14 protein-coding genes and 1 tRNA gene are annotated in these 12,964 nt (G+C 64.0%); 9 read left to right on the top strand and 6 right to left on the bottom strand.

Annotation, left to right across the window (positions count from 1 at the left end; genetic code table 11):
• Window positions 1–61: 61 nt before the first annotated feature.
• A tRNA-Ser gene (locus LB568_RS11960) sits at window positions 62–151 on the bottom strand.
• A 303-nt stretch (window positions 152–454) separates the two neighbouring features.
• On the opposite strand from LB568_RS11960, the gene LB568_RS11955 reads away from it, so the two are divergent.
• From LB568_RS11955 to LB568_RS11945, 3 genes are all read left to right on the top strand, one after another.
• Window positions 455–1,291, top strand: coding sequence for a DUF2569 domain-containing protein (locus LB568_RS11955; RefSeq protein ID WP_224730216.1), 837 nt, complete (start codon window positions 455–457; stop codon window positions 1,289–1,291).
• 150 nt (window positions 1,292–1,441) lie between these two features.
• Complete coding sequence (locus LB568_RS11950; RefSeq protein ID WP_013893048.1) at window positions 1,442–1,765, top strand: hypothetical protein; 324 nt, start codon at window positions 1,442–1,444, stop codon at window positions 1,763–1,765.
• Window positions 1,766–2,018: 253 nt separating this feature from the next.
• Window positions 2,019–3,008, top strand: coding sequence for a BMP family lipoprotein (locus LB568_RS11945; protein WP_013893047.1), 990 nt, complete (start codon window positions 2,019–2,021; stop codon window positions 3,006–3,008).
• A gap of 321 nt (window positions 3,009–3,329) precedes the next feature.
• On the opposite strand, the gene LB568_RS11940 is transcribed toward LB568_RS11945, so the two are convergent.
• Together LB568_RS11940 and LB568_RS11935 are read right to left on the bottom strand one after the other, a co-directional pair.
• Entirely contained in the window at window positions 3,330–3,737 is a 408-nt protein-coding gene (locus LB568_RS11940; RefSeq protein ID WP_224730215.1) for a hypothetical protein, read from the bottom strand.
• 22 nt (window positions 3,738–3,759) lie between these two features.
• Window positions 3,760–3,969 (bottom strand): SlyX family protein, encoded by a 210-nt coding sequence (locus LB568_RS11935; protein WP_013893045.1) that lies wholly within the window; start codon window positions 3,967–3,969, stop codon window positions 3,760–3,762.
• Between the two features lie 198 nt (window positions 3,970–4,167).
• Here LB568_RS11935 and LB568_RS11930 point away from each other — a divergent pair, with 198 nt between their 5' ends.
• The 6 genes from LB568_RS11930 to deoA all read left to right on the top strand — a co-directional run bounded on the left by LB568_RS11930 (window position 4,168) and on the right by deoA (window position 10,439).
• The gene (locus LB568_RS11930; RefSeq protein ID WP_013893044.1) at window positions 4,168–5,700 is read left to right on the top strand and encodes an ABC transporter ATP-binding protein; all 1,533 of its coding nucleotides are present in this window, start codon (window positions 4,168–4,170) and stop codon (window positions 5,698–5,700) included.
• A complete protein-coding gene (locus LB568_RS11925; protein WP_023779296.1) occupies window positions 5,697–6,836 on the top strand; it encodes an ABC transporter permease in 1,140 nt (379 codons plus the stop codon). The genes LB568_RS11930 and LB568_RS11925 overlap by 4 nt, the downstream gene beginning before the upstream one ends.
• A 1-nt stretch (window position 6,837) precedes the next feature.
• Window positions 6,838–7,809, top strand: a complete 972-nt coding sequence (locus LB568_RS11920) for an ABC transporter permease (RefSeq protein WP_013893042.1) — start codon at window positions 6,838–6,840, stop codon at window positions 7,807–7,809.
• 78 nt (window positions 7,810–7,887) lie between these two features.
• On the top strand, window positions 7,888–8,280 hold the full coding sequence (gene cdd / locus LB568_RS11915) for a cytidine deaminase (protein ID WP_023779295.1): 393 nt from the start codon (window positions 7,888–7,890) through the stop codon (window positions 8,278–8,280).
• A 30-nt stretch (window positions 8,281–8,310) separates the two neighbouring features.
• Window positions 8,311–9,120, top strand: a complete 810-nt coding sequence (locus LB568_RS11910; RefSeq protein WP_224730214.1) for a purine-nucleoside phosphorylase — start codon at window positions 8,311–8,313, stop codon at window positions 9,118–9,120.
• A complete protein-coding gene (deoA, locus tag LB568_RS11905) occupies window positions 9,120–10,439 on the top strand; it encodes a thymidine phosphorylase (RefSeq protein WP_224730213.1) in 1,320 nt (439 codons plus the stop codon). Before LB568_RS11910 ends, deoA begins: the two co-directional genes overlap by 1 nt.
• Before the next feature lie 16 nt (window positions 10,440–10,455).
• Here deoA and LB568_RS11900 read toward each other — a convergent pair whose 3' ends face one another.
• The 3 genes from LB568_RS11900 to LB568_RS11890 all read right to left on the bottom strand — a co-directional run bounded on the left by LB568_RS11900 (window position 10,456) and on the right by LB568_RS11890 (window position 12,848).
• Window positions 10,456–11,025, bottom strand: coding sequence for a TIGR02281 family clan AA aspartic protease (locus LB568_RS11900; RefSeq protein ID WP_013893038.1), 570 nt, complete (start codon window positions 11,023–11,025; stop codon window positions 10,456–10,458).
• 96 nt (window positions 11,026–11,121) lie between these two features.
• Window positions 11,122–11,751: a uracil phosphoribosyltransferase gene (gene upp / locus LB568_RS11895; protein WP_013893037.1), complete on the bottom strand. Its 630-nt coding sequence runs from the start codon at window positions 11,749–11,751 to the stop codon at window positions 11,122–11,124.
• 122 nt (window positions 11,752–11,873) lie between these two features.
• On the bottom strand, window positions 11,874–12,848 hold the full coding sequence (locus LB568_RS11890) for an adenosine deaminase (RefSeq protein ID WP_013893036.1): 975 nt from the start codon (window positions 12,846–12,848) through the stop codon (window positions 11,874–11,876).
• Window positions 12,849–12,964 lie beyond the last annotated feature (116 nt).

Below are 12,964 nucleotides of genomic sequence, written 5' to 3'. Positions count from 1 at the left end.
CGCCAAGCAGGGCCAAACAATTAATGCTGCAATATTAGTTATTTACCTGACCATCCGAAAATGGCGGAGAGAGCGGGATTCGAACCCGCGTTACGGTCTCCCGTAAACACACTTTCCAGGCGTGCGCCTTCAACCACTCGGCCACCTCTCCGTCCTTGCATGTCGCGCCGGCCGGTTTCGCCGCGCGGGTTGGGGAGATGCATCTCCCTTGGGGCTGCGATGCGGAACTTCCGCGCCATGGACGCCGCCCAACCAGCGGACGTCCTTCCCCTGCACCTGAGCCGTCGAAGCAACAGGCGCGGGGCTCATCTAGTCGATCCCGCGCCGAATGCCAAGCCATAACGGCAGTCTATTCGCTTTGCCGGCGACATGGGATTTCGCGGGCCGCCGGCAGAGCCGCTTTTGAAGCGCCGCCACCCGAATGATGTGCACAGCCAGGACCGCGGAGGCGGCCGTGCTTGACTTCGCCTCGAACGAACTGTCGAGTGACCGGGAGGCTTTGCGGGGGCACCGGCCGGACATGACGTCAAGAAGTGGAATTCCGGGCAATGCGCCGGACAATGGCAAGGCGCCGTCCGGGCGCCCAGGCAATAGTCCGCGCAACGGCCCAGATAGCGGATTGTCCTTCGTCCCGGTAGCATGGCTCATCTTCGTCATGGCGTGGTCGGTCTACGGTCTGGCGTCATCCTGGTGGCTGTTCGGGAATTCCGGCCTGCCGGACGACATCTTCTATTTCCTCATCGGCGGGCTCATCGTCGACGTCGTCACGATCCTGTGGGGGCTTTACCTGCTCGGCCTCGCCTTTAGCCGCTCAGCGCGCTTCCCGCGCCACTTCATCATCTGGCAGGCCGTCACCATCATCTGGTCGCTGGCGAGGCAAGCCTATGTGCTTGCCTCGCCGAGCTTCGTTTTCTCCGCCGAGAACCTGGCCATCACCGGCGCCGAGATCGCCATCGGCCTGCTTTGCATCTACCTGCTGCGCCGTGGCTCCGGCGCCGAAACCGTCTACGCCAAGCCGGAGACCGAAGCGCCGTCGGTCTTCGTTTCCATTGTCGCAGCCTTGCTCGGCATCATCCTCGGCGCCGTCATCGGCGCCCTCGGCGGTTTTTTCGCCGGCTCGGTGATTGCCGATGTCGCCGAAGTAAGCTGCTTCGAGGGCGGCTGCGGATATTTCGCGGCGTTCATCGGTCTGGCCGGACTAGTGGTCGGCGCCATCGTCGGCGGCATTCTCGCTGTCTGGCTCGTTCACCGGCGCAGGCGCAGGCCAGCCGTACAGGGGCCGGTCGCATAGGGCCAGCCGCATCGCATGGGGAGAGAACGCGCAAGCCCTCAAATTCGCGTATCGTGATTGCGGACCAGTCACACCCACTCTATTTGTCGTTTCGGGACACGTGCCGGCGATCCCTTGGAAAGCGTCCAGCATCGGCCGGGGGAGAGCTTGATGTTTCGTTTCGTCTTTCGGCTTGCTGCCATGGTCGCGCTGTCGGTTTCCGTCATCATGGCGGTGCTCGACGCGACACGCACGGTGGCGGCCTCGGCGCTTGTGCTGACCCCGCTCAACGCAAGCTGGCTGGCCGTCTCGCCGGACACGCGGGCGGCCTTCGAAACCTTCGTCCGCGCCAAGGCCGGTCCGTTGCTGTGGGACGGCGCCATCGCCTGGGTGCTCAACCAGCCGGGATTTGCGGTGTTCGCGGTGCTGGCCTTCCTGCTTTACGCCATCGGCTACAGGCGGCAGCGGCGCACGGGGCAGTTCGCCGCCAACTGATCGATTTGCTGCTCCCTGCCCAGCGACGGGCCACCTCCTGACGGCTTGCGCGCAAGGATCGGACTGCGGCGCGGCTTGGCCGGGGCATGCTTTTCCAAAAGGTCAAAATTCCACGTGAATTTTGTTTCGGGCCGTGCCAGATTGCCCGGGAGCGGGAGGGGAATACACTCCTGGCTGACGTCGCATGCCTGCCGGTGAACCGGGCAGGCAAGCGGTGCGTAACGGAAAAAATAACCGACAGGGTGTGGATCACATGAAACGTATCGTTCTCGGCCTCCTGGCCGCAACCGCAATGGTTCTTCCGGCTTTCGCCGCGGATGTGCAGCCGGCCATCCTTTATGACCTCGGCGGCAAGTTCGACAAATCCTTCAATGAGGCAGCCTATCACGGCGCCGAGAAATTCAAGACCGAGACCGGAACCGCCTATGTCGAGTTCGAGGTCTCCAACGCCTCGCAGCGCGAACAAGCGCTGCGCCGCTTCGCCGAGGACGGCCGCAACCCGATCGTCATGGCCGGCTTTGCCTGGGAGGACGCGCTCAAGGTGGTCGCCAAGGAATATCCTGACCTCAACTTCGCCATCATCGACGATGCCGTCGATCTGCCCAATGTCCGCTCGCTTGTCTTCAAGGAGAATGAAGGCTCCTATCTCGTCGGCATCCTGGCGGCGATGGCCTCGAAGACCAAGAAGGTCAGCTTTATCGGCGGCATGGACATCCCGCTGATCCGCAAGTTCGAATGCGGCTATGTCGGCGGCGCCAAGTCGGCGGGAGCGACCGACGTCATCCAGAACATGACCGGTGACACGCCGGCGGCCTGGAACGACCCGGCCAAGGGCGGCGAGATCGCCAAGACGCAGATCGACCAAGGCTCCGACGTGGTCTACGCCGCGGCCGGCGGTACCGGCGTCGGCGTGCTGCAGGCGGCGGCGGATGCCGGCAAGCTGGGCATCGGCGTCGATTCCAACCAGAACGGCCTGCAGCCAGGCAAAGTGCTGACCTCGATGATGAAGCGCGTCGACGTTGCCGTCTACACCGCCTTCATGGACGGCAAGAACGGCACCTTCAAGGGTGGCTTGCAAAATCTCGGCCTCAAGGAAGGCGGCGTCGACTACGCCCTGGACGACAACAACAAGGCGCTGGTGACCGACGAGATGAAGGCGGCGGTCGAAAAGGCCAAGGCCGACATCATCGCCGGCAAGCTCGAAGTGCACGACTACACCGCCGACAACGCCTGCCCCTATTGATCGGTAGGCACCAGGTTTCGAACCGCCGGGTGAAAGCCCGGCGGTTTTGTTTTTTGGAGGGATCTCGAAGGACGCTGAAGATTGGCGAAGGTCTCGGCGATATCCGATCTCCCCCCTTGCGGGGGAGATGCCTGGCAAGGCAGAGGGGGGTGCTGTCCCTCGGCCTAACAGCCAATTCACCGTTATTCAGAAGTCATTCAGGTTGGCGATCCTTCACACCCCCCCTCTGGCCTGCCGGCCATTTCTCCCGCATGGGGGGAGATGGCAGTTCCGGCGTTGCGGGTCCTTGTTCGCAAGAATCTTATTTGATTGGCTCGCAGGTCAGGGCCGAAGCGCGCTACCCGTCGACCAAAGCCCAGCCAGATAGCCAAGCGCGAAAACCGCGATCAGCACGATGGCGATGATGGCCCCGCGCCGGCCGCCAAGCGAATGCACGCCGACGCCATGGGGACGGTGCTCCAGCTTGCTGATCACCGGCGTCGGCTTCGCCCTGTCCTGGCCGACCACACGCATCTGCGGCAGTTCGGCGATGCGTTGCGTCACCAGCGCCCAATGATTGGCGCCACCTGGCTTTTCGGCGCGGTCGAACATATGCATGCGTTCGGCAAGCTGCACCACCGCGTCGCGGAAGGCGGGGTCGATTTCCAGATCGCGCTCGGCCCGTTCGCGCTCCGCGTCGTTCATAAGGCCAAGCACATAGTCACCGGCCCTTGCGATGCGGTCGCTCATGATTGCGCCCTCCCCTTTTTCCTCACCAATGTGGCGGCTTGGTCACCGGCACGTCGGGAGCGGACTGCTCCTCCAGCGCCAGGAAACGGTCGGTCAACGCGTCGAGCTTGCGCTGCATGCGCTCGATCACCTTCCACTGCTCGGCAATCTGGCCTGACAATTCCTCGATGGTCTTCTCCTGCTCGGCGGCGCGAATTTCCAGCGTCGTCAGCCGGTCGGCGGGCATGGTCATTGGCAATCCCTGGCTTTCATCAAGATGCTGATTTCGGCTCGTCATATTAGCGAATATGAAGGCCAGGGACACGTTGGAAATTGACAAGCGCACCGGGATTTGCCGAGAGTGGACGCCGCTCCGGCCGATTGGCATGGGCGGAGCGTCATGCTAGGCATTTTGACCAAGCGATAAAAAAATAAGAGTGGGACTGGCTGCATGGCGCAAGCCGCGATCGAACTGATTGGCATCAACAAGAGCTTTGGCGCCGTACGCGCCAACCGCGACATCAACCTGGAGATCGCGCGCGGCACCATCCACGGCATCGTCGGCGAAAACGGCGCCGGCAAATCGACGCTGATGTCGATCCTCTATGGCTTCTACCAGGCCGACAGCGGCGAGATCCACGTTGGCGGCAAGCTGGCATCGATCAAGACGCCCAACGATGCGATCGCGCTCGGCATCGGCATGGTGCACCAGCATTTCATGCTGGTCGACAATTTCTCGGTGCTAGAAAACATCATCCTCGGCGCCGAAACCAATGCCTTGCTGAAGAGCAGCATCGCCAAGGCGCGTTCCGAACTGGAGCGGCTCGAGCGCGAATACGGGCTCGAAGTCGATCCCGACGCCATCATCGAGGAACTGCCGGTCGGCCTGCAGCAGCGTGTCGAAATCCTCAAGGCGCTTTATCGCGGCGCCGATATCCTGATCCTCGACGAACCGACGGGCGTGCTCACGCCGGCCGAGGCCGACCATCTCTTCCGTATCCTCAAGCAGTTGAAGGAACAGGGCAAGACGGTGGTGCTGATCACCCACAAGCTGCGCGAGATCATGGCCATCACCGACACCGTGTCGGTGATGCGCCAGGGCACGATGGTGGCGACCCGCGAGACCAAGAAAACCACCGTCGGGGAACTGGCCGAACTGATGGTGGGGCGGCGCGTGCTGCTCCGGGTGGAAAAGGGCGAGGCGGAAGCCGGCGGCGTCAAGCTCGCGGTCAAGAACCTGACGGTCAAGGATTCCCGCGGCGTCACCATGGTCGACGACATCTCCTTCGACGTGCGCGCCGGCGAGATCGTCGGCATCGCCGGCGTCGCCGGCAACGGACAATCCGAACTGCTCGAGGCGATTTCCGGCATCAGGCGCGCCGTTTCAGGCTCTGTCATGCTCGACGGCACGCCGATCGACCTGACGGGTGCCGCCGATCCGGGCGAACTGCGCGACCGGGGCTTGGCCCATGTGCCGGAGGATCGCCACCATGTCGGGCTGGTGCTGGCCTTCGAGGAGAACGAGAATTCGATCCTCGGCTATCACGACGACCCGCGCTATCTCAAAGGGCCGCTGCTCAACATTGAGGCCATCATCGCCGATGCCAAGGACAAGATCGAGAAATATGACATCCGCCCCGGCAATCCGCGCCTGAAGACCGCCAATTTCTCCGGCGGCAACCAGCAGAAGATCGTGCTCGCGCGGGAGATGGAACAGGACCCCGGTGTGCTGATCGTCGGCCAGCCGACGCGCGGCGTCGATGTCGGCGCCATCGAATTCATCCACAAGCGCCTGATCGCCATGCGCGACCAGGGCAAGGCAGTGCTGGTGGTGTCGGTCGAGCTCGACGAGATCCGTTCGCTCTCCGACCGCATCCTGGTGATGTTTGCCGGCCGCATCGTTGGCGAGCGCGGCCCAGAGGCGACCGAAGGCGAGCTCGGCCTGCTGATGGCCGGCGTCGAGCGCCAGGAGGCTGCGGAATGAGCACGCCTTATGCCAAACTGCCGGCCTGGGCCGACTATGGGCTGATCCCGCTGATCAACCTTGCGGTGGCTTTCATCGTCGCCGGCTTCGTCGTGCTTCTGGTCGGCGAAAATCCGTTCCGCGCCGCAATCATCCTGGTCGAGGGCGCCTTCGGCAAGGGAACAGGCATCGCCTTCACCCTCTTCTATGCCACCACATTCATCTTCACCGGGCTTTCGGTTGCGGTGGCGGCGCATTGCGGCCTGTTCAACATCGGCACCGAGGGGCAGGCCTATATCGCCGGCCTCGGCATCGCCATTGTCTGCCTCCCCTTGGACAGCGTGTTCCCGTGGTGGCTGACATTTCCGCTGGCGATCGTCGCTTCGGCGCTTGTGGGCGCGTTGTGGGCGCTGATTCCCGCCTATCTGCAGGCCAGGCGCGGGTCCCACATCGTCATCACCACCATCATGTTCAACTTCATCGCCGCCTCCATCATGGTCTACCTGCTGGTCGGCCCCTTGAAGCCGGCCGCTTCGCAGGCCCCGCAGACGCGCAACTTCCTCGCCGGCGCCGAATTGCCGAAGCTCAACTGGATCATCGAACTGTTCGGCGCCAAGATCCGCTCGGCACCGCTCAACGTCACCTTCCTGCTGGCGCTGGTCATGGCCTTCCTGGTCTGGCTGCTGATCTGGCGTACCAAGCTCGGCTACGAAATGCGCACCTATGGCCACAGCCCGAAGGCGGCGCGCTATGCCGGCATTTCGGAGACCCGCATCATCATCACCGCCATGATGATCTCGGGCGCGCTCGCCGGCATGATGGCGCTCAATCCGGTGATGGGCGACCAGCACAACGTTGCGATCGACTTCGTTTCCGGCGCCGGCTTCGTCGGCATCGCCGTGGCGCTGATGGGGCGCCTGCATCCGGTCGGCATCGTGCTGGCGGCGATCCTGTTCGGCATGCTCTATCAGGGCGGCGCCGAACTCGCGTTCGAGATGCCTGCGATCAGCCGCGACATGATCGTCATCATCCAGGGGTTGGTGATCCTGTTCGCTGGCGCGCTGGAGCACATGTTCAGGCCATACATCCAGGCGCTGTTCGCCTCGTTCAGTCCGGGATCGGTCGGGATGGAAGCGGTCAAGGGAAAGGGTGCCTGAGATGGATGTCTTTATCGCCATCGTGCAGATACTTGACTCGACCATCCGCCTGTCGGTGCCGCTGCTGCTGGCCTGCCTCGCCGGCCTTTATTCCGAGCGTGCCGGCATCTTCGACATCGGGCTCGAGGGCAAGATGCTGGTCGGCGCTTTCGCCGGCGCCGCCGCCGCTTCCGTGTTCCATTCGGCCCTTCTCGGCCTCGGCATGGCCATCCTGATCTCGGTCGCCTTCGCGCTGGTGCACGGCTTCGCCTCGATTACACACCGCGGCAACCAGATCGTCTCCGGCGTGGCTATCAATTTCATCGCCGCCGGATCGACCATCATCCTCGGCCAGGCCTGGTTCCAGCAAGGCGGGCGCACGCCGGCACTCGGACCTGGCGAGCGGTTCGACGCGATCATCTGGCCCGGCGCCGAGGCGGTTCGCGGCGTGCCGATCATCGGCCCAATCTACGCGGAACTGATCTCCGGCCATTCGATTCTGGTCTATCTCGCCTTCCTGATGGTGCCGTTCACCTGGTGGGTGCTGTTTCGCACCCGCTTCGGCCTCAGGCTGCGCGCCGTCGGCGAAAACCCGGCTGCCGTCGACACCGCCGGCATCTCGGTCGCCTGGCTGCGCTACCGCGCGCTGATCTGCACCGGCATCCTCACCGGCGTCGCCGGCGCTTATCTGTCGATGGTGCAGAATGGCGGCTTCGTGAAGGACATGACCGCCGGCAAGGGCTACATCGCGCTGGCCGCGCTGATCTTCGCCAAATGGAAGCCGGTCAACGCCATGTTCGCTTGCCTTCTGTTTGGCTTCCTCGACGCGGCGGCAATCCGCCTGCAGGGATCACCGCTGCCCTTGATCGGCAAGGTGCCGGTGCAGTTCATGCAGGCCCTGCCCTATATCCTCACCGTCATCCTGCTTGCCGGCTTCATCGGCAAGGCGATCCCGCCGCGCGCCGGCGGCGTGCCCTATGTCAAGGAACGCTGAGACCGCACCAGCGGGGAATCGCAGCGGTCGAAATCGGCACCAGCTTTTTGAACAAGATCATGGGAGAGAAGTACTAAAATGTCGCATGATCTGTTCGAGGCGGCCAGGGCCGCCATGGCCAAAGCCTATGCGCCCTACTCGAAGTTTCCGGTGGGTGCTGCCTTGCGCACCGAGGACGGGCGCGTCTTCACCGGCGCCAACATCGAGGTCGCCTCCTATCCCGAAGGCTGGTGCGCCGAGACCACCGCGCTTGGCCACTACATCATGGGCGGCGGCGGCAAGATCGTCGAAATCGCCGTCCTTGCCGAGCGCATGGCCAAATGCTCGCCTTGCGGCGGCTGCCGCCAGCGGCTGGCCGAATTTTGCCGGCCGGAAACCAAGCTCTACCTCTGCGACAATACCGGCGTCGCCGAGACCGTGACCATGGGCGACATGCTGCCCTACGGTTTTCGCGGCGATATTCTCAAGTGAAGAATCGGCTCCAATGAAGGGCAGGCTGGAATGACCGAAAAGGCCGTGGATCGTCTTATCGAAAAGCTGGACGGCTTGGCACCGACCACGGCGCTGGTGCTGGGGTCGGGCCTCGGCGGCTTGGTCGACCGGATCGAGAACCCGATCCGCGTCTCCTATGCCGACCTGCCCGGCTTCCCCAGAAGCGGCGTCAGCGGCCATGCCGGCGAAGTGGTGGCGGGGCTGTTTGCCGGCACGCCGGTGCTGATGCTGTCCGGCCGTGCTCACTATTACGAGCATGGCAACGCCGCGGCAATGCGGCCGGTGCTGGAGGTGCTTGCCGGCATCGGCATCACCAAATTGATCCTCACCAACGCCGCCGGCTCGGTCGATCCCGAGATGCTGCCGGGCTCGATCATGCTGATATCGGACCATATCAACTTCTCCGGCACCAATCCGCTGATCGGCGAGCCGAGCGACCGCCGCTTCGTCGGTCTCACCGAAGCCTATGATGCCGGCATCCGCAAAGCGATTGAACAGGCCGCGAAGGCAACCGGCACGGCGCTGCACAAGGGCGTCTATATGTGGTTTTCCGGCCCGTGCTTCGAAACGCCGGCCGAGATCCGCATGGCGCGCATCATGGGCGCCAACGCCGTCGGCATGTCGACCGTGCCGGAGGTCATCCTCGCCCGTTTCCTTGGCCTGCGCGTCGCCGCCTGCTCGGTCATCACCAACCTGGCGGCAGGCATGACCGGAGCCGAGCTTTCGCACCAGGAGACTAAGGACATGGCGCCGGTCGGCGGGTCGCGGCTGGCGACGGTCCTGCAGCGTGTGTTCCGCGACGGACTGCTGGAGACCTGATGCTTCCGCAGGAAATCATCCGCCACAAGCGCGACGGCCAGAGGCTGCCGGCTCGTGAGATCGCTGCCTTCATCGACGGCGTCACGTCGGGCGCCGTCACCGATGGCCAGGTCGCGGCTTTCGCCATGGCGGTGTTCTTCAACGGCATGAACCGCGACGAGGCCGTGGCGTTGACACTGGCCATGCGCGATTCCGGCGACGTGCTCGACTGGTCGGATCTGCCGGGTCCCGTCACCGACAAGCATTCGACGGGCGGCGTCGGCGACAATGTCTCGCTGATGCTGGCGCCGATCGTTGCCGCCTGCGGCGCCTATGTACCGATGATCTCGGGCCGTGGCCTCGGCCATACAGGCGGCACACTGGACAAGATGGATGCCATCCCCGGCTATGCCAGCCAGCCCGATATCGCGCTGTTTCGCAAGGCGGTGCTGGAAACGGGTTGCGCCATCATCGGCCAGACCGCCGATCTCGCGCCGGCGGACCGCCGGCTTTACGCCATCCGCGACGTCACCGGAACCGTGGAATCGGTGCCGCTGATCACCGCCTCGATCCTGTCGAAGAAGCTGGCCGCCGGCCTCGGCTCGCTGGTGCTCGACGTCAAGGTCGGCAACGGCGCCTTCATGGAGAAGTCGCGCGACGCGACAGCGCTCGCCAACAGTCTGGTCGAGGTCGCCAGCGGCGCGGGATTGAAGGTCTCGGCGTTGATCACCGGCATGAACGAACCGCTGGCGTCCGCCGCCGGCAATGCCGTCGAGGTGCGCAACGCCGTCGATTTCCTGACCGGCCGTTTTCGCGACCGGCGGCTGGAGGATGTGACGCTGGCGCTGGCGGCCGAAATGCTGCAGTCGGCGGGACTGGTATCATCCAACCAGGATGGCATGCGGCGCGCCACGGAGACGCTTGTCAGCGGCCGCGCCGCCGCCACCTTCGCGCGCATGGTTTCGGTGCTCGGCGGCCCCGCCGATTTCATCGAGAGACCGGAAAAATACCTGGCTGAGGCGGCAACCGAATTTGCGGTCAAGGCAACGACCGACGGCTTCGTCACCGGCATCGCCACCCGCGATATCGGCCTGGCGGTGGTTGGCCTGGGCGGCGGGCGCACGCGGCCGGACGACAAGATCGATCCGGCGGTCGGCATCACCAGGCTGCTGCCCATCGGCGCCGAGGTGGGGGCTGGCGAGCCGCTGGCGCTGGTGCATGCCCGCTCGCCATCCGATGCCGAGGCCGCCGCCGCAACCGTGCTTTCCGCCTACACCATTGGGGCTTCGAAACCACCGGCGGATAAAACCGTCATGCGGCGGATTCTGGCGCGCGGTTGACCGGGCCAAACCCTTCCTATTGGGCGAGCAGCAAGGTGCCGTTCTCGGCCTGGTATTTGCCAAGCCTGTTGAGGAAGCTCATGCCGATCAGGTTGGTGTGCAGCGCCTTGTCGTCGAGCACGATGGCCTGCACGTCATTGACGGTGATGCTGCCTATCTGCAGCCGATCGATCATCACCACGGCCGCCTTGATGGTGCCGTTGGCGGTGCTGACCTCACGGCTGAAATCGGACGGATTGAGCGACAGCCCGATCCTGCGCGCCGTCGAGGTATTGACCGCGACCAGTGTCGCGCCGGTGTCGATCATGCCATCGACCTGACGGCCGTTGAGCTTGAAGGTCGATGAAAAGTGTCCGCGCTCGTCCGCCGCGACGACGACCTTGCGGCCGGCCGGCTGCGGCGCCACCGGCTTGTCGGGCACCGATGCCAGGTTGATGTCCGGCTGGGCCTGAGCCTCGGCGTCGGGCTTGGCCGTAACCGCCGATCTCAGAAGGTTTTCGAAGACCTGCGGATTTGACTGGTAGACAACCGGGATCGACGCCGATGTGCCGGCAAAGACACTGAAGATGAGAAGTTTGCGCAGCATGGATCGGCCTTTGTGAGTACCGATCCTTTAGCGCCGGATGGTGTTTGCCGCTTTAACGGGCGCTAAAACCGCGCCGTTGCGTAAACATTTGGTAAATTATTTGGTCCCGTACATGCGGTCGCCGGCGTCGCCGAGGCCGGGCATGATATAGCCCTTCTCGTTGAGCTGGCGGTCGATGGACGCGGTGAAGACCGGAACGTCGGGATGCGCGGTGGTGAAGCGCTCGATGCCTTCGGGTGCCGCCAGCAGGCACAGGAAGCGGATGTTGGTGGCGCCGCGCTCTTTCAATTTGTCGATCGCCGCGATCGCCGAATTGGCTGTCGCCAGCATCGGATCGACGACGATCACCAGCCGGTCGGCCAGATCGCTCGGCGCCTTGAAGAAATACTCGACTGCTTCCAGCGTTTCGTGATCGCGGTAGAGGCCGACATGGGCGACGCGAGCCGCCGGCACCAGGTCGAGCAGGCCTTCCAGCAAGCCGTTGCCGGCGCGCAGCACCGAGGCGAAGACCAGCTTCTTGCCCTCGAGCGTCGGCGCTTCCATGGTCTCCATCGGCGTTTCGATCGTCGTCGTCGTCAGTTCGAGATTGCGGGTGACCTCGTAGCCGAGCAGCAGCGATATTTCGCGCAGCAACCGCCGGAAGCCGGCCGTGGAGGTCTCCTTCTTGCGCATGATGGTCAGCTTGTGCTGGACAAGCGGATGGTCGACGACGGTGACGCCCTTCATGATGTTCTCCTCATGCGTGTCGCCCTATGCGCGCAGGCGCGGCAGGCAGCTCGGACGACCCTAGCGGCTATGCGCCGGCCAAGGAACCGCCTGGGCTCGGTGGACCACAGATTTCGCAGAAATCAGCGCGCCGCCGCGTTCAGCCGGGCAAGAAGCGCGGACTTGGTCTTGCGATCGACGAAAGCGGCCTCGATCGCCGTTTTGGTGACGGCGGCCAGCGCCTTCTCGCTCATCGCGAAATGTTCGGCGGCGATGTCGTATTCGCGCTTCAGCGAGGTCCAGAAATAGGGCGGGTCGTCGGAGTTGAGCGTCACCTTGCAGCCGGCGGCCTTGAGCGCCGGAAACGGATGATCGGCAAAACTGTCGAACACTTTGAGCGCGATGTTGGAACCCGGGCAGCACTCCAAAACGACGCCTTCGTCCGCGATGCGCCGGACAAGATCCGGGTTTTCGATGGCGCGCACGCCATGGCCGATGCGCGAGGGACGGATGTGGTCGAGCGCTGCCTGGACAGTCTCCCAGCCGGTCAGTTCGCCGGCATGGACGGTGATGCCGAGCCCAGCCTCGCGGGCGATCTCGAAAGCCCTGACATAGTCCTCCATGTCGCCGATGCGCTCATCGCCGGCGACACCGAAGCCGGTGACCAGCGGATGCCCGCAGCGCGCCGCAAAGCGCGCCGCCCGCTCGATCGATTCCACGCCGACATGACGCACGCCGGTGACGATCATGCGGCCCTCTATGCCCGTCTTGGCCTTGGCGCGCAGCATGCCTTCGCCGAGCGCGTCGGTATAGGCCTTGGGCGACAGTCCGGCTTTCGCCGCATGGTCCGGCGAGGTGAACACCTCGGAATAGATGGCGCCGTCGCGGGCCAGGCTGGTCAGATAATGGTCGGCCAGCCGCGCATAATCCTCCTCGGTCCGAAACAGATCGGATGAGAAGTCATAGGCCGCGAGAAAGGACGTGAAATCATGCCAGACGAAGGAACCGTTCTGGATATAGGGCGAGGTATCCTTGCCGTATTTCTGCGCCTGGCGGATGACGAGTTCGGGCGCCGCTGCCCCTTCGATGTGGCAGTGCAGTTCCGCTTTCAAAGGCATTCAAACATCCCGTCGGTCAGTCCAGGTCCTTGAAAACCAGCACCTGGAAGCGCGGCTGAACACCGCGCCTTAAACAATAGCGCCCGCACCATCGATCGGCTATGGTCCCGCCGGTT

Source organism: Mesorhizobium sp. B263B2A, from assembly GCF_020165775.1.
GTDB lineage: Bacteria > Pseudomonadota > Alphaproteobacteria > Rhizobiales > Rhizobiaceae > Mesorhizobium > Mesorhizobium opportunistum.
Note: the sequence above shows the minus strand (reverse complement) of the source record. Positions and strands in the feature narration are given on the sequence as shown.

Coding starts and splice junctions, on each gene's coding strand:
- LB568_RS11950 (WP_013893048.1), top strand. CDS start 1,442: ATGTTTCGTTTCGTCTTTCGGCTTGCTGCCATGGTCGCGCTGTCGGTT.
- LB568_RS11945 (WP_013893047.1), top strand. CDS start 2,019: ATGAAACGTATCGTTCTCGGCCTCCTGGCCGCAACCGCAATGGTTCTT.
- LB568_RS11940 (WP_224730215.1), bottom strand. CDS start 3,737: ATGAGCGACCGCATCGCAAGGGCCGGTGACTATGTGCTTGGCCTTATG.
- LB568_RS11935 (WP_013893045.1), bottom strand. CDS start 3,969: ATGACCATGCCCGCCGACCGGCTGACGACGCTGGAAATTCGCGCCGCC.
- LB568_RS11930 (WP_013893044.1), top strand. CDS start 4,168: ATGGCGCAAGCCGCGATCGAACTGATTGGCATCAACAAGAGCTTTGGC.
- LB568_RS11925 (WP_023779296.1), top strand. CDS start 5,697: ATGAGCACGCCTTATGCCAAACTGCCGGCCTGGGCCGACTATGGGCTG.
- LB568_RS11920 (WP_013893042.1), top strand. CDS start 6,838: ATGGATGTCTTTATCGCCATCGTGCAGATACTTGACTCGACCATCCGC.
- cdd (WP_023779295.1), top strand. CDS start 7,888: ATGTCGCATGATCTGTTCGAGGCGGCCAGGGCCGCCATGGCCAAAGCC.
- LB568_RS11910 (WP_224730214.1), top strand. CDS start 8,311: ATGACCGAAAAGGCCGTGGATCGTCTTATCGAAAAGCTGGACGGCTTG.
- deoA (WP_224730213.1), top strand. CDS start 9,120: ATGCTTCCGCAGGAAATCATCCGCCACAAGCGCGACGGCCAGAGGCTG.
- LB568_RS11900 (WP_013893038.1), bottom strand. CDS start 11,025: ATGCTGCGCAAACTTCTCATCTTCAGTGTCTTTGCCGGCACATCGGCG.
- upp (WP_013893037.1), bottom strand. CDS start 11,751: ATGAAGGGCGTCACCGTCGTCGACCATCCGCTTGTCCAGCACAAGCTG.
- LB568_RS11890 (WP_013893036.1), bottom strand. CDS start 12,848: ATGCCTTTGAAAGCGGAACTGCACTGCCACATCGAAGGGGCAGCGGCG.